The organism is Desulfonispora thiosulfatigenes DSM 11270 (assembly GCF_900176035.1).
Classification (GTDB): domain Bacteria; phylum Bacillota; class Peptococcia; order Peptococcales; family Desulfonisporaceae; genus Desulfonispora; species Desulfonispora thiosulfatigenes.
Genome location: NZ_FWWT01000007.1, coordinates 12,998 through 36,378 on the forward strand (window position 1 = coordinate 12,998; position 23,381 = coordinate 36,378).

The 23,381-nt window shown below is 30.4% G+C and carries 22 protein-coding genes and 1 riboswitch; of the genes, 2 read left to right on the plus strand and 20 right to left on the minus strand.

Features of this window, described 5'->3' with window-relative positions:
• Positions 1 to 101: 101 nt before the first annotated feature.
• The 18 genes from B8965_RS01490 to B8965_RS01575 form a co-directional block, all read right to left on the minus strand.
• Complete coding sequence (locus B8965_RS01490) at positions 102 to 755, minus strand: SdpI family protein (protein WP_084052101.1); 654 nt, start codon at positions 753 to 755, stop codon at positions 102 to 104.
• Positions 752 to 1,030 (minus strand): autorepressor SdpR family transcription factor, encoded by a 279-nt coding sequence (locus B8965_RS01495; protein ID WP_084052102.1) that lies wholly within the window; start codon positions 1,028 to 1,030, stop codon positions 752 to 754. Before B8965_RS01495 ends, B8965_RS01490 begins: the two co-directional genes overlap by 4 nt.
• A gap of 206 nt (positions 1,031 to 1,236) precedes the next feature.
• A complete protein-coding gene (locus B8965_RS01500) occupies positions 1,237 to 2,604 on the minus strand; it encodes a hypothetical protein (RefSeq protein ID WP_084052103.1) in 1,368 nt (455 codons plus the stop codon).
• Positions 2,605 to 2,728: 124 nt separating this feature from the next.
• A complete protein-coding gene (locus B8965_RS01505; RefSeq protein ID WP_143334187.1) occupies positions 2,729 to 3,697 on the minus strand; it encodes a 3'-5' exoribonuclease YhaM family protein in 969 nt (322 codons plus the stop codon).
• A gap of 109 nt (positions 3,698 to 3,806) precedes the next feature.
• Entirely contained in the window at positions 3,807 to 4,460 is a 654-nt protein-coding gene (locus tag B8965_RS01510; RefSeq protein WP_084052104.1) for an aspartate/glutamate racemase family protein, read from the minus strand.
• A gap of 1 nt (position 4,461) precedes the next feature.
• On the minus strand, positions 4,462 to 5,442 hold the full coding sequence (locus B8965_RS01515; protein WP_084052105.1) for an ABC transporter ATP-binding protein: 981 nt from the start codon (positions 5,440 to 5,442) through the stop codon (positions 4,462 to 4,464).
• Positions 5,443 to 6,444 (minus strand): ABC transporter ATP-binding protein, encoded by a 1,002-nt coding sequence (locus B8965_RS01520; RefSeq protein WP_084052106.1) that lies wholly within the window; start codon positions 6,442 to 6,444, stop codon positions 5,443 to 5,445.
• 20 nt (positions 6,445 to 6,464) lie between these two features.
• Positions 6,465 to 7,397 carry a DUF1177 domain-containing protein gene (locus tag B8965_RS01525; RefSeq protein WP_084052107.1) on the minus strand — a complete coding sequence of 311 codons (933 nt, stop codon included), beginning with the start codon at positions 7,395 to 7,397 and terminating at the stop codon, positions 6,465 to 6,467.
• Complete coding sequence (locus B8965_RS01530) at positions 7,397 to 8,572, minus strand: M20 family metallopeptidase (RefSeq protein WP_084052108.1); 1,176 nt, start codon at positions 8,570 to 8,572, stop codon at positions 7,397 to 7,399. The genes B8965_RS01525 and B8965_RS01530 overlap by 1 nt, the downstream gene beginning before the upstream one ends.
• A 15-nt stretch (positions 8,573 to 8,587) precedes the next feature.
• The gene (locus B8965_RS01535) at positions 8,588 to 9,433 is read right to left on the minus strand and encodes an ABC transporter permease (RefSeq protein ID WP_084052109.1); all 846 of its coding nucleotides are present in this window, start codon (positions 9,431 to 9,433) and stop codon (positions 8,588 to 8,590) included.
• Between the two features lie 2 nt (positions 9,434 to 9,435).
• Positions 9,436 to 10,395, minus strand: coding sequence for an ABC transporter permease (locus B8965_RS01540; RefSeq protein ID WP_084052110.1), 960 nt, complete (start codon positions 10,393 to 10,395; stop codon positions 9,436 to 9,438).
• 67 nt (positions 10,396 to 10,462) lie between these two features.
• Entirely contained in the window at positions 10,463 to 12,058 is a 1,596-nt protein-coding gene (locus tag B8965_RS01545; protein ID WP_084052111.1) for an ABC transporter substrate-binding protein, read from the minus strand.
• Positions 12,059 to 12,188: 130 nt separating this feature from the next.
• Positions 12,189 to 13,835 carry a PucR family transcriptional regulator gene (locus B8965_RS01550; protein ID WP_084052112.1) on the minus strand — a complete coding sequence of 549 codons (1,647 nt, stop codon included), beginning with the start codon at positions 13,833 to 13,835 and terminating at the stop codon, positions 12,189 to 12,191.
• Between the two features lie 270 nt (positions 13,836 to 14,105).
• Positions 14,106 to 15,095: an ABC transporter substrate-binding protein gene (locus B8965_RS01555; protein WP_084052113.1), complete on the minus strand. Its 990-nt coding sequence runs from the start codon at positions 15,093 to 15,095 to the stop codon at positions 14,106 to 14,108.
• A gap of 7 nt (positions 15,096 to 15,102) precedes the next feature.
• Complete coding sequence (locus B8965_RS01560; RefSeq protein WP_084052114.1) at positions 15,103 to 15,867, minus strand: ABC transporter permease; 765 nt, start codon at positions 15,865 to 15,867, stop codon at positions 15,103 to 15,105.
• Positions 15,864 to 16,613, minus strand: coding sequence for an ABC transporter ATP-binding protein (locus tag B8965_RS01565; RefSeq protein ID WP_084052149.1), 750 nt, complete (start codon positions 16,611 to 16,613; stop codon positions 15,864 to 15,866). Before B8965_RS01565 ends, B8965_RS01560 begins: the two co-directional genes overlap by 4 nt.
• 49 nt (positions 16,614 to 16,662) lie before the next feature.
• Positions 16,663 to 16,765: riboswitch (TPP riboswitch) on the minus strand.
• A gap of 47 nt (positions 16,766 to 16,812) precedes the next feature.
• Entirely contained in the window at positions 16,813 to 17,721 is a 909-nt protein-coding gene (locus tag B8965_RS01570; RefSeq protein ID WP_159446238.1) for an EamA family transporter, read from the minus strand.
• Between the two features lie 80 nt (positions 17,722 to 17,801).
• On the minus strand, positions 17,802 to 18,872 hold the full coding sequence (locus B8965_RS01575) for a hypothetical protein (protein ID WP_084052116.1): 1,071 nt from the start codon (positions 18,870 to 18,872) through the stop codon (positions 17,802 to 17,804).
• Between the two features lie 245 nt (positions 18,873 to 19,117).
• Between B8965_RS01575 and B8965_RS01580 the strand changes: the two genes are divergently transcribed.
• Positions 19,118 to 20,311: a coenzyme F420-0:L-glutamate ligase gene (locus B8965_RS01580; protein WP_084052117.1), complete on the plus strand. Its 1,194-nt coding sequence runs from the start codon at positions 19,118 to 19,120 to the stop codon at positions 20,309 to 20,311.
• A gap of 61 nt (positions 20,312 to 20,372) precedes the next feature.
• On the opposite strand, the gene B8965_RS01585 is transcribed toward B8965_RS01580, so the two are convergent.
• Both B8965_RS01585 and B8965_RS01590 read right to left on the minus strand, forming a co-directional pair.
• A complete protein-coding gene (locus B8965_RS01585; RefSeq protein ID WP_084052118.1) occupies positions 20,373 to 21,296 on the minus strand; it encodes a DMT family transporter in 924 nt (307 codons plus the stop codon).
• A gap of 104 nt (positions 21,297 to 21,400) precedes the next feature.
• Complete coding sequence (locus tag B8965_RS01590; RefSeq protein WP_084052119.1) at positions 21,401 to 22,729, minus strand: YecA family protein; 1,329 nt, start codon at positions 22,727 to 22,729, stop codon at positions 21,401 to 21,403.
• Positions 22,730 to 22,873: 144 nt separating this feature from the next.
• On the opposite strand from B8965_RS01590, the gene B8965_RS01595 reads away from it, so the two are divergent.
• Entirely contained in the window at positions 22,874 to 23,254 is a 381-nt protein-coding gene (locus B8965_RS01595; protein ID WP_084052120.1) for a DUF4363 family protein, read from the plus strand.
• Positions 23,255 to 23,381 lie beyond the last annotated feature (127 nt).

Consider the following 23,381-nt stretch of genomic DNA (forward strand, 5'->3'; position numbering starts at 1 on the left):
TAAATAAGGCTTGGAACAAATGTCCCAGCCTTATTTTAAAAAGTAAAAATCAAGTACAAGAATTGCACTAATTTAATTAGTTTTAAATTTATATTAAACAATTAATTGTTTTTTAATTTTTTATAATATACATATGAATATATACTAACAAATATTAAAGGCACAAATATACCTACCATTAAAAAAATAAATCGATATACATCAGTTGTTAGGATGACTCCTAGCAAACTAAATACTCCGCCAGCTACCATAGCCTTTGAGCCTACATAATGTGTTTTTTTCCAGACCTTTTCATTAGCAAGTGTCCAGGGTAATCTAATTCCTACGAAATAATTATGTCTTACTCGCCCTAAAACATTTCCTAAACCAATAAATAACAAAGAAACACCCACTGAAATCCATAAACCCATGTCTACTTTATATCCTAAAGAAGCGTACAGGGTCAGAATATACATAAAAACTAAAAAAACTAATAAAGTAACTCTGATAAACTTATAAGACGTAGCAAATTTTTCATAATTTTCTTTTTTAGGATCTAACTTTGGAGCCAAAAGCAAGGTTAAATACATAAAAACATTTAAAGCAGGAAAGAAAAATGTCCCAAAATTTCTCGAGCTATACTGATCCACTTCTCCTTTAAAATTCCAATGTGTTGGCATTTGATCAGGTAAAGATGGGTATAGGATTATCCCAATGATAAAAGGAATAATTAAAAGCATAATTGAAAACCATTCATTTTTGATAAATTTATTCACTGTTCATCCCCCTTATTAAGAATATCAAAAAAGAAAGTTAATAATTCCTGAAAAACAGTCGTGTTAAGAGAATAGATAATATTCTGCCCTTTTCTATCATCTAAGATTAAATCAGCTTGTTTAAGAATATTTAAATGATGACTAATGCTAGGCTTAGAGATATTAAACTCCTGTGCTATTTCACCAGCAGTTAAATCATTTTCTCTTAATATTCGTAATATCTTCCTACGATTTGCATCCGATAGTGCTTTAAATATTTTGCTTTCATCAGCCAAGATACGACCTCCTTTATATTATTAGACATTTAGATAATTATCTAAATGTCTAATAATATTATAATGTATTTGACTAATCTTGAAAAGAAAAATAACTAAAAAATATAATCTAAAATCTCATTTTAAAACTAAAAATGTATCCTATAAAATTAAAACTCGGAATTTTAGATTTAACTAAAAAACCGAGTTTTTACCTGAATTTAAGATTACATTAACCACATATTAACTAGCATGATATATATACCTGAAACTAGAACTAATCCAATTCCAAAAATTATATTATGTTTTAAACAAATCTTAAATGTATTTTCAGACAGTAAACCACTTAACACAATATTAAAAGGTGCAAGCGGAGAAAATATCATGGCAGCTAGCCAGCCTCCTATTAAAGTTAAAGCAAAGGTAATGTTATGAAAACCTAATAAACTTGGTTCTAAGGCTAATCCTAAGGTGGTTACGGTAATTACTTGATGTATACCGATACTTGAAAAGACAGCTGTCAAAATAATTATAAATTCTATTAAAACAAACGTTGAAAGTCCTGAAATATTTTGAAACAAGTTAAAAATAAAATCTTTAATAGGTGTATTTGCCATTATTACTCCAAAAAACCCAGCACTGATAAAGAAAATAACTTCATTTTTTACTTGTAAAATAACATTAGAGTATCTTTTAATACTTATTAAAAATTCAGGTATTTTCTTAATTAATAAAGACCAGATAATACTATGAATAACTGCGATAAAACTTACCATTAACATCATATTGCTAAAGGTGAAAAACTTCTCAGCAATAACGACTTCAACTAATAATAGTACTAAATTTAACATTAATTTATGTACCCTTTTACCATCATTTTCATCCTCAATGATATTCTCATTTTTCGGGATACTCTGCACTTGATGCTTTAAATTTTTATCACGAGAAAATACTAAATTTCCTAAAATTAATAAGCATACTCCATAGAGGAATCCATAAAGAAGATAATCCGTAAATGGTACATTAGTATAATATAAAATTAAATTTACGGAGCCAAAATAAGGTGACCAAGTGATACAAGCTGCAAAGCCGACAGCATAAATATTCGCTAAGAATTTCTTTGGAAACTTAACATCTTCAATTAAGGCATGAGTAACACGAACTGATCCTAAGTTAGTTATTGCTCCTAAAGAAAAAACAAAACCACTTAAAATTCCAAATAACCTTTCAGTATGTTTGATATTTTTGCCGATATAATAATTAAAGGCTTTAAGGTAACCTCCTTCTCGTAAAGGAATTGATAAAATTGGAGCTGCCACAAATAAAATAGCTAAAGGTAAGTTTTTTGTAATCGCATCAAACCAAATATCAAAACTCATTCCATATCTATACCATAAATAATGCCCTACCATTAAGCCAAGTAGGCTTAAATATAATGAAATACCTCTGGCTAGTAATAAACAGGTTATTAACATGAAAACAAGTAAACCAATTTCTATATTCACCAGAGAATTTAAATCTATAAACTCTTTTGTAAATACGATGATAATTAAAAGAACCATACTACTTACAAACAATCTTTTAGTTACCTGCACTAAACTTTCCCTCCCAAAACAAAAACGGTGCAACACCTTCATAATGTTTACACCGCTATATTATATGCGTAATTTCTAATAATTAAAAGTTACTAATTAACAATTACTTCTTACCCTAATAACTTTAAACTTTTGGTTTATATATTTTTCTATTATGTAACAACCAAACACGATCGGAAAAATCGCCTTCATTTATATTATCTAAGTTTTTCTTCATATCAAACATGCGAGCATCTATCGTATCTATATGATGTAATAATTCTGCCTCAGGGATCATGGGTCTTTTAGGACTTCCAAACTCAGGCTCGTTATGATGCGAAAGAATCATATGCTGGAGTAAAATAGCTGTTTCTTCATTCATTTCTATTTCTGATGCAACCCTTTCAATCATTTTGATACCTTGAACAATATGGCCTAGTAAATTACCTTCCATCGTGTAATCTGAAACTATTCCTAATTCACTAGAATCCATCTCAAATAACTTAGCAATATCATGGAGAATAATTCCGGCATAAAGTAAATCTAGATTAATAAATTCATAAACTTTACTTAAACCTTCTCCAACCTTAAGCATACTCGTTATATGATACAACAGTCCAGATCTATAAGAATGATGATTTTTTTGCGCTGCTGGATAATAAATTAACCTGTCTTTGTTTTCCTCTAAAAGGATATTAACTAACATATTTATTTCTGAATTTTTTATTAATCCAACATATTTTAATACTTCACTATACATTTCTTCAGCAGGATACGGCGCTGATGGAACAAAGTTTTCAACTTTTAGATTATCATCTTCGGTAGTTAATCTAACTTTTTCAATAATGTACTGTAGCCTTCCTTGCCACTGCGTTACATTTCCTCTAACTTTAACTAATTTATTTGCAATATATTTTGCTTCATCTTTTTCTGTACAATGCCATAGTTTTGCATTGATTTCTCCGGTTTTATCAGCTAAGGTAAAATCTAAATATTTATTATTATTACTAGCGGTTCTACTTTCTACAGATCTAATTAAGAAAAATCCTTGTGATACTTCTCCAATTACAAATTCACTGATTTGTTTATCTTCAATTATTTTTTTATCATCCATATTTTATCTCCTCTAGTATAAAGATCTCTTTAAAAATCATACACTAAGTTAAGGAAATTGACAAATAAGATAATTAAAGGGACATTTAACATGTCCCTTTGAGTACTAGTTATTTTCTTTTCACTAAATAATTTATTAAACCCCCACTTGCAATAATTGGGTCAATTACTGGAATATTTAGCTTTTCTTCTAATAATGGAGCTAAGCCTATTGTCGACATACCTGTGCAGGCTAATAATAGACAATCTGCTCCTTGATCTCTTAAATCTCTAGCTGTCTTTAATACTTTTTCTTTTCCATCTATTTTTAATAAATCTTTAGTATTATTAATCCCCTCTGAAGGCTGATAAGCTAATAATTTATTGCCTAAGGTTTCATGTAAGTTTGGAGGAATTACTTTATCTAAAGAGGTTACCCCTATTTTATTCCCTAGAGACATTGCCATTAATGCTGAAGCCATCCCTGCTCCGACTACAGGAATATTAAGCTCTTTTTTAATCAAGGTTAAACCTGGATCCATACAGCAGCTAATCAGGATTGCATTTACCCCTGATTTTTCCATATCCTTGGCTATCTCTAAAATTTTAGGAACAGATTCTAATTCTGTTTCTTGATTATATACACCATTTGGTTGATCCTTAATAGCTTCTGATATTATTTCTAACTCTGGATAAATATTTTTAATTATGGTTTCATGTGAATATAAAACCTGAAGATTATCTGTCGAAAGAACTCTAATAATTCCAACCCTATTTTTATTCATTTTAATTACCTTCCTCAAGTAACAAACAAGAAGCATAGTGACCATTTCCATAATCAATTAGTTTAGGAGACTTTTGCTTACAGATATCTTTAGCCTGTCTACATCTTGTATGAAAATGACAGCCTGAAGGAGGGTTGATAGGACTTGGAACATCTCCTTCTAATACTATTTTTTCTCCTTTATGACGTGGATTAGGCACAGGGATAGATGAAAGTAATGCTTTAGTGTAAGGATGCTTTGGATTAGAAAACAATTCCGCATAACTAGCTAACTCCACTATTTTTCCTAAATACATAACAGCTATTCGATCACTTATATGTTTTACTACACTTAAGTCATGAGCAATAAATATATACGTAAAGCCAAACTCTTCTTGTAATTCTTCTAATAAATTTATAATTTGTGCTTGAATAGAGACGTCTAAAGCCGATACAGGTTCATCACAAACGATAATTTTAGGTTTAACTGCTAGAGCTCTTGCTATTCCGATTCTTTGTCTTTGCCCTCCACTAAATTCATGTGGATATCTTCCAGCAAAACTTGCATCAAGGCCTACGATATCTAACAGTTCCTTAACCCGTTTCTTTTTTTCTTCCATAGTACCAATGTTATGAATAACTAAAGGCTCCATAATAATTTGCTCGACATTTTTACGTGGATTTAAAGATGCATAGGGGTCTTGGAATATCATTTGTAATTCTTGACGCATTTTCCTCATTTCTTCAGGATTTAATTTACTTAAATCTTTTCCTTCAAAAATTACTTGTCCTTCAGTTGGTTTTAATAATTGAAGTAATAGTCGTCCTGTAGTTGATTTTCCACAACCACTTTCACCTACTAGGCCAAAAGTTTCTCCTTTATTAACCGTAAAACTAAGTCCATCAACAGCTTTAACTGCACCCACATTTTTTTCAAAAATTATTCCTTTTTTAATTGGAAAGTGTTTTTTTAAGTTTATTACTTCTAATATTTTTTCATTCACTTAATTCACCCCCTGTTGAGTGTTAGCCAAGGTTTCCCAAAAATGACAAGCTACTTTATGACCTTTTTTAACTTCTTGTAGTTCTGGCTTATCCTTATGGCAAATATCTTTAGCATAAGTACACCTTGGAGCAAAGCTACACCCTGGTTTTAGACTACGTAAATTAGGAGGATTACCCTTTATGGGATTTAATTTATCCCTTTCAATCCGATCAAGTTTAGGCTGAGAATTTAAAAGACCTAAAGTATATGGGTGTAATGGTTTTTCAAATAAAGAATAAACATCTGTATATTCAACACATTTTCCTGCATACATTACTGCTACAAAATCACAAGTTTCTGCTACAACTCCTAAATCATGAGTTATCATAATTATAGCTGTATTAAATTCTTGTTGTAATTTTTTCATAAGTTTTAAGATTTGTGCTTGCACGGTTACATCTAGGGCTGTAGTTGGTTCATCAGCAATTAAAAGTTTTGGATTGCAGGATAATCCCATTGCAATCATAGCCCTTTGTCTCATACCACCACTAAACTCATGGGGATATTGCTTAACCCTTTCTCGTGGCTCAGGAATGCCAACTAAAGTTAACATTTCTACTGCCTTTTCAAGAGCTTGTTTTTTATCACAATTTTGATGTAATTTAATTGTTTCCGCAATTTGATCTCCCACAGTAAAAGAAGGATTTAAAGCGGTCATTGGGTCTTGAAAAATCATAGAAATTTCATTTCCCCTAATTTCTCTCATTTCGTTATCTGAAATTTTCAGTAAATCTCTTCCTTCAAAAATAATTTCACCGGCAACTATTTTTCCTGGAGGGTTTGCAATAAGTCTCATAATAGATAAAGAAGTAACACTTTTTCCAGAACCAGATTCTCCTACAATTCCTAAGGTTTGACCCTTATCTACTACTAGATCAACTCCATCAACAGCCTTGACAGGAACATCACCAGTAAAAAAATGGGTCTTCAATCCTTTTATTTGCAATAACTCTTTTTGCATGTTTACCACCCTGCCTAAGTCTATTTTTCACCTAATGTTTGGAATACTTTCATAGAGCCATATAATTTTTGAATTCTTTCAAATTCGTTGGCATCATATAGTGAAATTTGTTTTGTACCAAATACTTTAGCAACTTCAATAGTAAATCTTGCAGCTAGTCCAATATCTACAATATGACTTGCACCTGTTGCACATCCTGGCACAGGTACTCCTGCTGTAATGGCTACCCCTACTACAGGTGCAGATGTGGCTACAGCTGGTTGTAAAATACTATTTATATGATAAAGTCCATTACCATAAGGAGTAATATCTTGTTGACTTAGTGGAAAAACATTAGCAGCATTACCTGTAACTATTTCTAAAATATCAACTAAATCGCTACTTGTTTTTAGAATATAGCCTTCCTTTACCGTTGGAGATATAGCTATACCTTTATAATTCATTATTTTATTACCCTTAGTAGTATCAAGAGAAATTATTGCATCCATTTCTTTTTCTACTTCATATTGATTCATAGTTATAATATCAACTGGGGAATCCATAAAAGGAACAGGTTCATGTGGTAATGTAGGTGCATCTGGACAAATATGAGTATTAATAATTATATCACCAGCTAATTTATCACCTAAATTATGCATTTTTCCTAACTTTAAAGCTGAAGTTAATGCTGCTGCACATCCATCCCCATCAGAAACAAAACCAATAGCCTCTGGTCTTGCTCCTATACCACCTAAACGCCCAACAATCCCAAGGGTTGGGGCAGTTCCACCTGTGGATTTACCTTGTGTACCTGGAATAAATATTCTTACAAAATCTGTTGAGCCTTTTTCGCCCATAACCGTTTGAAAGCTTACATTTTCAATGCCTTGAGCTTTAAAAAATTCTACCACTTCTAATCCATTTACTTTAGGACTATCTAATAATTCATATATATCAATTGCTTGTTTTAGCATTAGATTTCCTCCTTTAACGCTTTATACTCTTCTTGAGCCTTTTCTACTAATTCTGGATTTTGGAATAGATCAATTGCTGTCAGAGCAAGAGCCTTGGTTGCCGTAATTAAAGCTCTATGACCTGCCTCACTACCACAAGCATCTGCAAATCCAGTAGTATGAGTTGCTAAACCTTCACCTAGGCCTATATAAGATTGAAATCCAGGAAGAACCTGAGTAACATTACCCATATCAGTAGATCCTAGTCCTTCTTCAATATTACGTGGATAAACTTTTTCTCCTACTAATAAGTAGTTTTTTTCTAACTGTTTAGTTAAAATACTATTATTCATAATTTCATCATAGCTTAGTTCTTCTTGTTTAAATTCTAATTTTGCTCCCGTTGAAAGTGATGCGGCTTCGCTACATTTGTAAATCTTTTCAACTATTTTATCTAAATCTTTTCTCTTTAAAGCACGTACACTAAATCTACATTCGGCTAATTCTGGTACTATATTAGTTACCACGCCACCTTTTGTTATTATTCCATGAATTCTTATATCATCTTTAAGGTGACCTCTGAGACCATTAATATTATTAAAAGTTTGAATTACAGCTTCCAAAGCATTAATGCCTTCATGTGGAAAGGCTGCAGCATGAGCAGGTTTTCCATGAAAAGTTATGACTAATTCAGCATTAGCTAAAGAAATATCATCAACCATTGTTTTATCAGCTGGATGAATTATCATAGCACAATCTAAATCTGTAAAGCATCCTTTTTCTATCATGATAACTTTGCCTCCCCCGCCTTCTTCAGCAGGAGTACCATATACAACTAAAGTTCCTTTTAAATCTTTCATATATTTACTAATGGATATAGCAGCCCCTATACTAATCGTACCAATTAAATTATGACCACATGCATGTCCAATCTCTGGGAGAGCATCGTATTCTGCTAAAATACCAATAGTTGGACCTTGTTCCTTTCCCTCAAAGGTTGCTTTAAATGCTGTCTCTATTCCTTTAACTCCTTGTTCTACCTTAAATCCATGTGCTGTTAATTTATCAGTTAATACTTTAACTGCTTTAAATTCTTCAAAAGAAAGTTCAGGGTTATCAAATATATAATCACTTAAATTAATTAACTCATCTTTATTTTTTTCAACTTCGCTAATAATTTTATCTTTTAATTCCATATTAATTACCTCCATTTATTGTTTCAGCCTTGGATCTAAAGCATCACGTAGTCCATCCCCAAATAAATTAAATCCCAGTACAGAAAATAAAATTGCAAGTCCAGAAAAGGTTGAAATATGAGATGCCATACCAAGATATTCTTGTCCTGCTTTTAAAATACTACCCCAAGACGGATCTGGTTCTCTTATTCCTAGTCCTAAAAAGCTTAAAGCTGCTTCGGATAAAATAGCCCCAGCTATCCCCATTGTCGCGTATACAATTAAAGGAGCCATACAATTGGGTAAAATATGTGAAAATAATAATCTCTTATTTTTAGCACCTAAAGCCTTAGCAGCTTCGACATAATCTTGTTCCTTAACTACTAAAGTTTCGCCTCTAACTATCCTTGCAAATCCAGGTATATTTATTATACTTACAGCAATAATAATATTATGGATACCTGATCCTAAAGCAGTCATTAATGCTATTGATAATAAAACATATGGAAAAGCAAATAAACCATCCATAATACGCATTATAATACTGTCTATTTTACCTCCATAAAAACCTGCAACTAATCCTAAAACAGTACCAATTGTTCCTCCAATTAATATTGATACCATACCTACAATTAGAGAAACTCTTGATCCATGTAGGATCCTAGTTAATAAATCACGCCCAAAGTCATCAGTTCCTAAAATATGACCATCAACCCCAGGAGCTAAAAATGAATCTGCTAAATTCATTTCATTAGGACTAAAAGGAGTTAATAATGGAGCAAAAATTGCTACTGTAATGTTGATTATTACAATTATCATGCCGATCATGGCTAATTTATTTTTTTTAAGTCTATGCCAAACTTGACCATTAAAAAGCCCCATTACTAATTACCTCCTTCATTATCATAGCTAATCCTTGGATTAACCCACACATATAATAAATCTACAATTAAATTAATTATGACAAACATTAAAGCTAAAAACATAACACTACCTTGCACCATAATGAAATCCCTTTTTTCAATCGCATCAACTATTAATCTACCCATTCCTGGCCATGCAAAAATTGTTTCAGTTAATACTGCCCCACTTAACATCATAGAAATTTGCATACCCATAACAGTAATAATCGGAACTAAGGCATTTTTTAAGGAGTGTTTGCCAATAACTATCCATTCAGAAAGTCCTTTCGCCCTTGCTGTTCTAATATAATCTTGTCTAACAACTTCAAGCATACTTGATCTGGTAATTCTAGCTAAATTTGCCATAGGTATCGTTGATAATGCTATACTTGGCAAAATTAAATGACTAATTACATCCCATAATCCATTAGCCATGCTTCCCATCCCAATTGCAGGTAATATTTGAAGTTTAGTTGAAAATATTAACACCATCATTAATCCTAACCAATATACAGGCAATGATACTCCAATTAATGCAAAAGTCATGCTAATATAATCAAAAATTGAATATTGCTTTACAGCTGAAATAATACCAATTGGAATAGCTACTATAATAGCTATAAATAAAGCTGCTACAGTTAATAAAATAGTATTTGGTAATGTATCTAAGATTAAATTTAATACGGGTTGATGATATGCTATCGAAGTTCCTAAATCACCCTGTAATAAATCCAGTAAAAATCTACCATACTGTACAAGCCAAGGATCATTTATACCTAATTTTAATTCAAGTGCTTTAATTGCTTCCGCTGTTGCTTGTGGCCCAAGCATAACTTCTGCAGGATTACCAGGTAAAACTCTAGTAATTATAAAAACAACCACTGAAACAGAAAATAAAACAGGTATTAATCCTATAATTCTTTTTAAAACATACTTAAACAAAAATCTCCCCCCTAACATTAGGTAGTACACTATCATAAAAAATATGTAGCCAAAGGCTACATATTTTTTATTGTTCTACCCATACATTTCTTTCTTGTGTTACTATTCTAACTTGATCGTCTGGGCAAATATTGTAATCATGAACTCTGCTTCTAACACCATTGATATTATCTTTATGGAAACCTTCTACATGTGGTACTTCTGCTACTGCCTTTTCAATTACTTCTTTATAAAGAGCTTTACGTTCAGCCTGATCTACAGTTTTTCCTTTTGCATCTTCAATTAACTTAGTTACCTCTTCATTATCAAAACCTTGTCCATTTCCTAAATATCCGATTTGATCTTTATGGAATAATTGATATAAGAAGAAATCAGGATCTGGATACCAAGTCCAAGCTAATAAATAAATAGGTGCTTCTCCTTTTGCTACCTTATTACTATATGAACCCCACTCTAGCTTTTCAATTTCAGCATCAATACCTACTTCTTTTAATTGAGTTTGCATTATTTGAGCCCATTTTACACGAAATGGTTTATTTGGAGTAACAATTGTAGTTTCAAATCCATTTTCATAACCAGCTTCTTTTAAGAGAGCTTTAGCCTTTTCAATATCAGGTTTTTGAATAGCTAATTTTTCTAAAGAAGCATCATAACCCCATGATTTACTTGGTAATGGAAGGTAAGCCCTAGTAGCTCCTCCAAATTGAAAAATGTTCTTTACTGCTGCATCTACATCTAAAGCATAGCTAATAGCCTTTCGTACACGTATGTCAGCAGTTGGTCCTTTTTTCATATCCATACCTGCAAAATATACGTTCATTCCTGGCATTGTTTGAATATTTATATTAGAATCAGCTTCTAATTTTTGTTTATCAGGTCCTGCTACTGCAACTGAAATATCAATATCACCACTAATTAAAGCATTTGACATCATTGCTTGATCAGGAATAAATTTAAATACTAATTTATCTAGATGAGGCTTTTTCGCCCAATACTTTTCATTTTTCACTAAAGTAACATTATCATCTTTAGCCCATGTACTAAAAATAAAAGGTCCTGTTCCTATAGGGTTTTGACCAAAATCATCCCCTAAACCTTCAACTTCTTCTTTAGGGATAATAGCATTACCTGGGTCAGTTAATCTTGCTAAGAAAGCAGCATTTGGAGATTTTAATACTAATTTAACAGTGTTTTCATCTACCACAATTGCTTCTTTTAAATCGCTTAAACGACCTAAAGCCGATTCATTAGCTGATCTTTCTAAACTGAACTTAACATCTTCTGGTGTAACTTTACGTTCTTTTACAAACTTACCTGGGTGGAAATATACATCATCTCTTAAAGTAAATGTATATTCTAACATATCCTCAGATACCTTCCAGCCATCTTTACCAATAGAACCTACTATACTTTGTTGATCATCGGTATATGTAACTAATGTGTCAAAAATAGAATTCATCACGCTAGATTCATAAGTACCTGTATATTGTGCAGGATCTAAAGTTTTTGGCACCTGATCTAAACCAACGGTTAAACTTCCTCCATCCATTGGTTCTAAGTTAGCGTCTTGTCCAGCATTATCATCTTTTTTACCGCAACCAGTAATCATGACTGCTAACATTAAGCATATAACTAATAAATAATTCAATGATTTGCGTTTCATTCATAAACCTCCTTCATTAATTTAATCTACTTAATTAAAAGTATAATGTAATAGTTACTATTAATCATTGTACATAGATTACTAATTGCAATCTTTTAATTTGTGCACCGTGTATAATGTGTATCCAATTTTATAGATTTAACAAATGTCTTATTTTTATCGCTATTGACAAACTAAGTTTAATCTCAGGTTCATCAATATCTAAGTTTAAGATTTGTCTAATTCTCTTTAATCGATAGTTTAAAGTGTTTCTATGCATAAATAAATTTTCCGCTGTTAAGAGCACATTCGCATTATACTTGTAATATTGTTCTAGTGTATGAACATAATCAGTGTTATTCTTTTGGTCATATTGTACCAACATCTCTAGATATTCCTTATAAAACTCATTTAAGCTATTATTATCCTGATTAGAAAACAATATACGATAAACTCCCATATCATCGAAATTATAGATTTTTCCGCTTCCTAAAACTTTTCTACCAATAGTTAAAGCTTGATTTGCTTCTTCATAACCCGTTGAAAAATTACCAATTTCTTTTACAGTTTTGCTGATACCTATTGATAAAGAAATATCTAAAAACTTTGTTTCTACATTCTTTTTAATTTTCTTAGCGATAAATAAACAATACTCTTTTACCTCCTTAGTATCGGCAAAATTAGTATCTAAAAATAATAGAAACCCATCTCCCCGTTCCGTAAGTATTGAGTTTTTAGTGTTCGCTAAAACAACCTTTTTGATCGTATTATATATTTCGCTTTTAAAATCTTCCATTTCATACATTTTGTCAATCTTTCTCTGGTTTAAGCTGTAATTATCAATATATACATTCATAATCACAAATTCTTTATTAATATCCCACCCAAAGTCATTTGCTCTTTTTACTAAACTATATCCTTCTACATATTTATTTACTAAAAGCTCATCAATAAAATCCCGCTGTAGTCTTATTTCTGTTTCAAAAATTGCCTTTTCCTTCATAATTTCTAAAGCTGCTACAGTTGCACTTCTTTCTAGGGCTATTACAGTAAAATCGTTAATACTATCTTCTTCATCTAATATAAGTACTACTCCATATTTTTTTCTTCCAGCTAAAATTGAAACTATCACTTGATTGCTTGAATCATCTTTAATAACAGAGATTCCTTCTTTTAAATACTCACCCATTAATTTTGTGTTTAATCTTTTTTCTCTTAAAAATAAATACACTTCTTTACTTTTTTCATCTGCACAAAAATCCAGCAAATCTCCCGCCTTATTTTCAATAAAAACTGGCTTATTAATTACTTCTGCCAAAATATTTGTTACGCCTTTTAAACCTCCGCCACTTAAAACCATTTTATTTAATCTTTGATGTAGTTCATCCCCTAAACGTAAAAGCCTAGTTTGCTCTTGTAAGATTAAGCTTAAAACATTATTAATTATATCCGAATAAATAACATTTCCTGGTAGTTCAATAATCGGAATGTTTAGCCTATCTGCTAATTTTAAGACCTCATCAGGTATATTATCTAGATAACGTCCTAGTTTAATAGCTAGAGCTGTTTCTTTTTTATTAGCTAAAAATTTCACAATGTTAAGCAATTTTGTTTCATCTTTTTGCATAGCAAATGTTGTGGTTAATAAAAAGGTGTTTTTTCTAATCCAATCTCCAAAATCCGGAACCTCAATTACATCAATATATTCTATTTTATTATTTAAACCATTTTCCCCCGCTACAACCTTAGCATTTTTTAATATATCTAAACTTAGAATTTCTTTTACAGTAACACGCATAAAAATCTCCCTTTTGTCTTAATATCTATCTCATCTCTGCTGTAATATACTTATATTTAAAATTCTCATTTAAAAGTTCATTAATTATTGTTCCTAGTAATTAAGTTTATTATATCATTTAAAACATAGAGTAATATTATCTAATTAATATTTTAAATACAACTTCTAGGGTATAATCATAAATTACCGAAAAAACAATTAAAAAAGGGCACCTTGCAGAAATTAAATTTCTATGCAAGGTTACCCTTAAAATGACCTAGTCAAGCAAAATTATAGACTTATAAAAGCATCTTTAGCTTCTGGTTTTTTATCTATTAATTTATATTTTGCCATCCACTCAATCACATTTTCATAGCTTTCTAAAGACTGTGCACCAAAGTCCTCCATTAAAGGTAAAAGGATTTCTAAACTTTTTTCTTCAATCTCTTTTTCTAAAGGAAAACTATCATTTTGATGAGAAAGTAAAATAGTTAAAGCTTCTTCAGGATTATCTTTAACAAATGCTTGTCCTTTTGCTGCCGCATTCCAGAATTTTTTAACTGTTTCTTGATCATTTTTTGCTGTATCTTCACTTACTACTAACACTAACTCATAAAAATCTGGCACACCATAATCAACTGGATTAAAAGTTTTAATTTTTTGTCCTTCTTTTTCTAATAAAACCTGTTCATGATTTATAAATCCACCGCTAGTTGCTTCTACCCTTTTAGTTACTAGTGCAGGGATTAAATCAAAACCAATATCAATAATTTCTACTTTACTTAAATCTCCCCCATCAGATTCAATTACTGTTTTAGCTACGGCTTCATAAACAGGTAGTGAAAATCCTACAGTTTTGCCTTCTAAATCTTTTGGTGAGTTAATATTTTGGTCTGTGGTAGTCATCATGGTATTTAAATGATGACCTACAATAGATGCTACTGATACTACTGGAATATCTTTTGCTCTAGCCATTACTATTTCGGGTTGATAACTTACGGCAAAAGTAGTTTTTCCCCCTGCTACTAGTTTTAAAGGATCACTAGTTTCTGCTGGCATATTAATCTTTACATTTAAACCTTCTTCTTCAAAATAACCTTTTTCAGCTGCTACATATATAAAGGAATGAACTGCATTTGGATACCAATCTAACATAATACTTACTTCTTTTAAATCTTCAGTTTGTTCTGCACTCTTTTCTGGTTCTTTAGCTCCATCACTACATGCAACTAAAGAAAACATCATTACTAATGATAAGAATAAAATACCTAGCTTTTTCATCAATACACTACCCTTCTTTTTTTGTATTTAAAGACCAGGGGATGAAAATTTTTTCTAATATTTTGACTACTCCGAATAAAAATATTCCAAGCAAGGCTAAAATTATAACAGCAGCAAAAACGGCATCAGCTTCTAAATTACTAGACATTCTTCTACTAAATACCCCTAATCCAGAATTTCCACCTAACCATTCTCCTATTACTGCCCCAATAACACTTACGGCTGCTCCGACCTTTAACCCAATGAAAAAATTAGGTAAACAAGCAGGTACTCTAACCTTCCAAAATATTTGACTTTCTGTTGCCCCCATGGTTTTTAACAGATTTAGATACTTTATATCAATGCTTTTAAATCCTTCAAAGGTATTTACAACAATAGGAAAAAAAGTAATTAAGACAGTAATAGCTATTTTTCCCGATAAACCATACCCAAACCACATAATAATTACGGGAGATAAGACAATTATGGGTATAGTTTGAGAAATGACTAAAAATGGATAAATCCCTTCTTCTAATTTTTTACTTTTTAGCATTAAAACAGATATTAAAACTGATAAGATAACGGAAATAAGTAATCCTGCCATAACCTCTGCTAAAGTTACAGGAAAATGAACTGTAAAAAGAACTTTTTTATATGACCATAAAGCCATCGCTATTTTCGTAGGTGCTGGTAAAATAAATTGTTTTACTTTTAATAGTCTTACAGCTACCTCCCAAAAAATCAAAAACAGACTTAAGAATATGATCGCGTTATAATTTTTCATTTTTTTCATTCTTCTAATCCCTCTAGACCTTTTAATATTGCTTGTCTTATTTCAGTAAACTTAGGGTATCCTAGTAAATCATTATCCCGCGGATATTTAAAAGGAACTATAAATTCTTTAATATTTCGATTTGGTATTTTGCCCAGTAAAAATATTCTTTGAGATAAAAATATTGCTTCTTCTACATCATGAGTTATGAAGATAATAGTTGGTTTGAATTTTTGCCACATTTTAAGTAACCATTTTTGCATTTTAAACCTTGTTAAAGCATCTAAAGCACTAAATGGTTCATCAAATAAAATAACTTTATTACCCGTGAGAATATTTCTTAAAAAAGCTACCCTTTGCCTCATACCCCCAGAAAGATGATGCGGATAAGCATTTTCGTATCCTTCTAAGCCAAATTCTTTTATTAATTCTTTTACCCTATTTCGTGCCTCTTCTTTTTTTATCCCTTTTATTTCTAAAGGAAGCACACCATTTTCGAGTATTGTTCGCCAAGGCAAGAGTAAATCTTCCTGAGGCATTAAGCTGATTTTTCCCATTCTATCAGTATTACTACCATTTAATAAAACTTGTCCCTTGGTAGGTTCTAATAAACCTCCTAAAATATGTAGTAAAGTTGTTTTTCCACATCCACTTGGCCCAACTAAAGCTATAAATTCACTTTTTTCTACTTTAAAACTTATATTTTCAAACACTGGTTCTTTGTTTTCTTGGTAAGAATAATGAATTTTATCTACATTTAGTTCCATTGTTTTCACCCCCAATAAAAAAACCTCTCTACGCAAGGTAAAGAGGCTATAATCCTTTTCTAAACTTCCCTACGTAGGTATTAACCAAGTCAGGTTCAAAGGGTAAAAACTAATTGTTTTTTCTCAGCCACATGGCACCCCCAGCGACAATATTAAGTTATCCTTATTGTAGCATATAATAGAATATATTACTACAACCTTAGCTTATAGCAATTACAATTAAACCTAGTACTGTTAAGAATGTTCCAATAATTTTTAAAAGATACATAGATTCCTTTAAAATAAAATAACCAAACAAAGTACCAATTGGAATACTGACTTGCCTAAAAGCAACAACATAAGCAACATTACTGGCAAATAACATCGATAATAAGATTATCCCATACGAGACATAAATCCCTAAGCCCATAATAGTAGCATTTTTTTTATGGTTTTCCATTATTTCTCTAAATAATTTTCTTTCCTCCTGGCTAAATAAGGTGAATATTCCTAGCCATACAGAAGAAAAAAGAGCAATAAAAACCATAAAGATTAAAGAAGCTTCTAAAGATGAAAAAGCCTGATCGGGTACTTCATTTAAAATCCTTAGGGCCTTATCATCAATGACTGAATAGGCGGCTGTACCGATAGCTGCTACAAAGGCAAAACCGATTGATTTGGTAAATAGACTTTTCAGAGTTTCTTTGGTTATCTTTTCAAGAGGTAGAATAAATAAACCAACTACAATAAACAAACATCCTATTATGTAAGAATGCGAAATATCAGAGGCTTTTCCGATCATTACTGTATATATAGTAACCATAATAATAGGTAAAGCCCTTGCAATAGGGTAAACTAAAGACATTTCCCCTAAACGATACCCATAAGCTAAGGTGCTGTAATACAGGGCTTCAAAGAAACCTGTTAATATTAAAAGCACCCAAACATAATCAGGAATTAAACTTAATTTATCATGATAAAAAAATAAAATTGGAGAAAAAATAATTCCCGCTGCGATATTTCCTACAAAAAAATAACTTATCGAAGAATTATCCTTTTTACTTAGTAGATTCCAACCCGCATGAGTAACTGACGAAAGTAAAACTAAAATTATACTTATCGTAGACACATAAAACCCTTCCTCCAAATTAAGGTACTATAATCCAATTTTATCAAATTATTATGAAATTATCTATGAAAATTTGCTTTTTAAACTTTATGCAAGAACTCGCTTAAATCACTACACACTAAGACTGGCTTGTCATAATGTACTAGTTTTTTTAACTTACTTACAATTGTCGTATCAGGATTAACTATGACTAATTTTTCTAAAGAATTATTTTCAAATGACTCTAATAATAACTTTCTTATTCCAAAATCTGTAGGAGGAAAAGAATAACCTATCACAATTAAGTTTTTACACTGGGATAAACATTCTTTTGCTTTAACCCACAACTCCCAAATTAGTTCTTGATTATAATTTTTATACAATACCGGTGGAATTATTACAGGATCAATAATTAATCCATCTATATTCTCTGGTTCAGTAAGCCACCATTTTTCTGAGGTTAATACTACTTTTCCATTTTGTTGTAGATTTCTTTTCTGATCAACGGGTAAATATTTAAACCAATTTAAGGATCCATGTAGTTTAAGGATTTTCCAATCATATAATTTGTTTTTTTGATAATATGATTGGTCTACCTTTATACCATCAATTACTATTTGATCAAATTCCACTCCATAACTTAAAGGATATTTCCACTTATATTGATTATGTTTTCTCTCATTTAAAAGACCTGAGGCTGTTTCTATAGATCTTTCTACATTGCAATCATAATTAAAGGTTATTATATTTGGTTTTTGCTGATATATTAATTTGCCAAAATCCCGCATTAGCTTTGATGAATTGATGAATTCTTCAAAATCAGCTAAAAATTGTACAAACATTATTTTAAGGGCAGAATTAATTCTAAGTAAATATGATATTTCTTGTTCTTTATTTTCTTCAATTGCTTCCATTAATTGAAGTTGGATCAGAGTAAAACATTCTTCTAAATTAAATGTTCTATTTATTAAATTTTCTTTATCCATTTTCCAGTACTTTTCAATATACTCATATACTAAATTAACCTTTTGCACATACTCCTTAGATTGATACTTTGTGCTTTTAAGGATTGTTTTAAAAAAGTTTAAAGTTAAAGGAGGATTAAGTCCTTCATAGTCCGTTATACACTGATTTATTCCTGCTCCAATTATATAAACTGTATCATTAGTCATATAAAACTATCCTTTCAAGATCAAGCTATCATATATATTTCCCCATAGTTAAATAAGAATACCTAAATACTTATAGAACACTTTCAGTTAATTATGTATATTAATTTCAGATAAAACTAATCATATAAAAACCAAAGTATACAATATAATCATTTGCAAAAAAATAATATTCAGTTACAATATATACGGGGAAACTTCCTAAGAATGGTTAAAGATGAGTATAGTTAGGTTAGGAGGAGTAAAATATGTCAAGGACTATTGGTACCACGGTTAGAGGTATTATAGCACCTATTGTTAAACAAGGTGATGACCTTGTAGAAATCGTAGTAGATTCTGTAAAAGCAGCCTATGAATCAGAAAAGTTTACATTTAGAGATAAAGATGTTGTGGGGATTACTGAATCTCTTGTGGCCAGAGCTCAAGGGAACTATATAACAATAGATGATATTGCAGAAGATGTCAGCAAAAAGATAAATGGTGAAGTTGGGGTTGTCTTTCCTATTTTAAGTAGAAATAGATTTTCTATGCTTTTAGAAGGTATCGCTAAAGGGGTAGACAAAGTACATTTGTTATTAAGCTATCCTTCAGACGAAGTTGGTAACCATTTAATGGACATCGAAAAAATGGATGAAGCTGGAATTGATCCGTTTACAGATGTTTTAAGTGAAGAAGATTACCGCAAAATTTTTGGCAAAGAAGTAAAGCATCCTTTTACAGATATTGATTATATTCAAATGTATAAGGATTTAGGGGTAAATGGTAATGTTATTATTCACTTAGCAAATAATCCTAAGGAAATCCTAAAGTTCACTAAAAATGTAATTGTAGCCGATATTCATAGTAGAGAAAGAACTAAAAAAATCTTAAAAAATGCTGGTGCTGAAATAGTTCTAGGTCTTGATGACATTTGCTCAGAGCCTTCTAACGAAAGAGGCTATAATAGTGATTATGGTTTATATGGCTCAAATAAAGCATCTGAAACAATGATCAAACTCTTTCCACGAGATGGTCAAACATATGTTGATGAAATTCAAGCTAGATTAAATAAGATGACTGGTAAAAATATTGAAGTTATGATTTACGGTGATGGAGCTTTCAAAGACCCAGTCGGTAAAATTTGGGAACTAGCTGATCCTGTTGTTTCTCCTGCATATACAAAAGGATTAGAAGGAACTCCTAATGAATTAAAATTAAAGTATTTAGCTGATAATAACTTAATTAATTTAGAAAATCAAGATATAAATGAAATAGCGAAAAAGTATATTAAAGAAAAAGATAGTAATCTTTCTGGAAAAATGGTTGCAGAAGGTACAACACCACGTCAAATTACAGACCTTTTAGGTAGTCTTTGTGATTTAACTAGTGGTAGTGGTGATAAAGGTACCCCAATCATTTTAATCCAAGGATATTTTGATAATTACGCAACCGATAGTTATTAAAATAAAAGGCTACTCTAATGAGTAGCCTTTTATTTTATTTATTCTGATTTTAATTTTTAATCTATTCCTTATTATCCGGAAAAAAAACCCCAATATTTATTAATACCCCTATTATAATTAATAAAGATGCGATTAACTTTATTATACTGATACTTTCATGCAAGAAAAAATAAGCTAATATCATTGAAAATAAAGGCACTAAATTAATATACAAGGAAGATCTACTAGGACCAATATTTTTAATGGCAATTTGATGAATCAGATAGCCGATTACTGAGGCAAAAAAGGACATATAAAAAATTGATAACCATCCATTTAGAGATGTATCAGGGATATAAACCCACGGCTTTTCTAAAATAACCATCGGTATTAATAAAATTGCACAAAATAAAAAGGCATAACTTGTCACTTTTAAAGGACTATATTTTATTAAAGCCTTTTTAGAAAGTATCGCATAACTTGCCCAGCAAATTACGCCAATAATCATTAGTAAATCTCCTATATTAAAACTAAGGCTTTTTAAAACTTGCCACTTTCCATTAGTAATTATTAAAGCCACTCCACTAAAAGATAATACTATGGCTACTACATTTTTTATTTTAATTACCTCTTTTAAAAAGATAAAAGACAAAATGGTGGTTATTATAGGATTAATTGCCCCAATCAAAGAAGCATTCACGGGTGAAGTATATTTTAAGGCTAGAAAAAAGAAAATATGATATCCGATCATCCCTATAATTGCTAAAATTAAAAATGTTTTTAAATCTTCTCGTCCTATTTTCCAATTTTGTTCAGTTTTAATTAAAATCAAGAAAATAATCATGGACGCAAATAAAAACCTATAAAATGTTAGCGAAAATACCGGAAATTCTTGTACAGAAAATTTACCAGCGATAAAAGCTCCCGACCAAAAGAAAGCTGCAATCACCATTAAATAACCATAAAATACATTTGACTTGTTTTGCTTTTGTATTGCTTTTGACATACTACTACCCCCAGGTATATATATTCTTACAAAAATAAATTATATACCTAGGGAGAGTAAAATTATAGGTAAATTAATGTTTTTCAGAGAGAAACCAGATATTATTATTTTTCTTGAATATTATTAACATTTTGAGTTATTTCTGTAAAACTTGAGTATCGTGGATCTAACGGATTTATTTTCAACATATTTACTAATTCTATATATCTATTACTAACTGTCGAAGGAGCTAATTCATACATTTTAGCTAATTGTTTTTGCGTTAAACTTGGTCCAGATTCAATTATATTTATCGTATAATCCAGCACTGCTACCCAAACCATGGGCTTAATAATTCTTGGTTTACTCTTTTGTAAGAAATCATGCCAAAGTTTAATTGTATTTGCAATTTGTAATGTGGTATATCTAGTTTTAAGTTTTTCTTCGAGTAAATTAGCAATTTTTTTATACTGTCCTTTAGGCCATAAATAATCTTCACTAAATGCGAGTTTCTTACTTCCCCAGCCTAAATGTTCACAAATTATACTTTTACATAAAGAGAACATTAAATCTTCTTCAGTACCTTGTTCGCTTGAATTTAGAATCTTTTCTAATTTACTTTTGTAATGAGGATTATCTAACGCTTCTAGAGGAGTTAATCCACCTAGTTTAGAGTTTTTATAATGAAGCCAAAAAATAGAGAACATATGTTTTTCTCGATCCGAAACATAATCCTTTGCAAATTCATCTGTATCATCAATCAAAACTTTTAATAATTTAAAACTATAATCAGTGAGAAAAGAATTTATATTTAAATTGCTTTCTTTATATAAATTGAGGATGCTTTTTAAAAATCTATCTTTTTTAATTACATCTACATAATAAATACTTAAAAATGGCTGATAATAATTTTCATCTGGTATTAACTGACACCAAATAGCTTGTCCTTTATCAAAATTACGATATTTGCTTGCATACTTAAGAGATTTTATACCTTCTCTTAATACGTCCTTTAATTTGATTTCGCCTTTTTCTTTATCAACTTCAATTATTTCATATAATGAAAATTTAATGGTTTTTAAATATTCTAACCAGGTAATTGTAACTTCTCTAAAATTACGCTTACTTTTTGCAATAAACTTTTCAATTATTGTTTCTCCGTCATTTAACTTATTGTGCATTATAAAGGATTCTAAAAATAAAATATTTTCAGCATCTTTTACAATCTCCGACATTGTCCTTGGACATTCATATTTTAACTTTTTTAAATATAAGATAAATTCGTTAAAGTATTCATTTTCTACAAATTGCATTAATAAATCTGGAATACTATTCTTTTCCTTATCCGCTTGTGCTTCTAAAAAATCCACAATTTTATTCTCTTCTTTACCACAGCAATGTTTATATTTTTTATTACTCCCACAATTACATAATTGATTACGACCTATTTTCATTTAATAACCCTCCATTTTTCCTTTATTGCCAATAATTGTATATTCTACTTGTTTTCTTTAATTCCTTTTTTAAAATAATTATTTTGTAATATTTGTCAGTATATCTAAGCTTAATAATCTAATACTAAGCATGAGGTGAAAAATATGAGGGTTATTATCTTTACTTTAATCCTAAATATTTCAATATTTGCTTTTAGTTTTTATACTGACAATTATTTAGCCAAATCTTCTGTGGAAATGATTGCTACTTTAAAAACAATTGAAAATAATTTAGAAAATGAAAATTGGCAAATGGCTCAAAAAAGTATGCAAAATTTTGAGCAAAAATGGAAAGATAATTTGTTTATGTGGTCTTTAATTACAGATCATAGTGAAATTGATAATATAGAAGTAAGTATAGCTCATATAAAATCTTATCTTAAAACTCAAGATTTTTCTGAGGTGAATGCAGAGATAGCTTCTTTATTTCGTTATATAAAGCATATACCTGAAAACGAAAAATTAACTATCCGCAATATTTTTTAAAATATGCGTCATTGTAAAATATTCTTCATTGCTTCATTGTAAAATATCTATAACTAACTACTTTTCAAGATTGACAGTTCGCTAACCTTTCCCTAAACTTACTTATAGAATATATCTTAAATTTAGG

Coding starts and splice junctions, on each gene's coding strand:
- B8965_RS01555 (WP_084052113.1), bottom strand. CDS start 15,095: ATGAAAAAGCTAGGTATTTTATTCTTATCATTAGTAATGATGTTTTCT.
- B8965_RS01545 (WP_084052111.1), bottom strand. CDS start 12,058: ATGAAACGCAAATCATTGAATTATTTATTAGTTATATGCTTAATGTTA.
- B8965_RS01525 (WP_084052107.1), bottom strand. CDS start 7,397: ATGCTAAAACAAGCAATTGATATATATGAATTATTAGATAGTCCTAAA.
- B8965_RS01505 (WP_143334187.1), bottom strand. CDS start 3,697: ATGGATGATAAAAAAATAATTGAAGATAAACAAATCAGTGAATTTGTA.
- B8965_RS01590 (WP_084052119.1), bottom strand. CDS start 22,729: ATGAAAATAGGTCGTAATCAATTATGTAATTGTGGGAGTAATAAAAAA.
- B8965_RS01535 (WP_084052109.1), bottom strand. CDS start 9,433: ATGGGGCTTTTTAATGGTCAAGTTTGGCATAGACTTAAAAAAAATAAA.
- B8965_RS01565 (WP_084052149.1), bottom strand. CDS start 16,613: ATGGAACTAAATGTAGATAAAATTCATTATTCTTACCAAGAAAACAAA.
- B8965_RS01575 (WP_084052116.1), bottom strand. CDS start 18,872: ATGACTAATGATACAGTTTATATAATTGGAGCAGGAATAAATCAGTGT.
- B8965_RS01510 (WP_084052104.1), bottom strand. CDS start 4,460: ATGAATAAAAATAGGGTTGGAATTATTAGAGTTCTTTCGACAGATAAT.
- B8965_RS01550 (WP_084052112.1), bottom strand. CDS start 13,835: ATGCGTGTTACTGTAAAAGAAATTCTAAGTTTAGATATATTAAAAAAT.
- B8965_RS01560 (WP_084052114.1), bottom strand. CDS start 15,867: ATGAAAAAAATGAAAAATTATAACGCGATCATATTCTTAAGTCTGTTT.
- B8965_RS01530 (WP_084052108.1), bottom strand. CDS start 8,572: ATGGAATTAAAAGATAAAATTATTAGCGAAGTTGAAAAAAATAAAGAT.
- B8965_RS01585 (WP_084052118.1), bottom strand. CDS start 21,296: ATGTCAAAAGCAATACAAAAGCAAAACAAGTCAAATGTATTTTATGGT.
- B8965_RS01580 (WP_084052117.1), top strand. CDS start 19,118: ATGTCAAGGACTATTGGTACCACGGTTAGAGGTATTATAGCACCTATT.
- B8965_RS01520 (WP_084052106.1), bottom strand. CDS start 6,444: ATGCAAAAAGAGTTATTGCAAATAAAAGGATTGAAGACCCATTTTTTT.
- B8965_RS01595 (WP_084052120.1), top strand. CDS start 22,874: ATGAGGGTTATTATCTTTACTTTAATCCTAAATATTTCAATATTTGCT.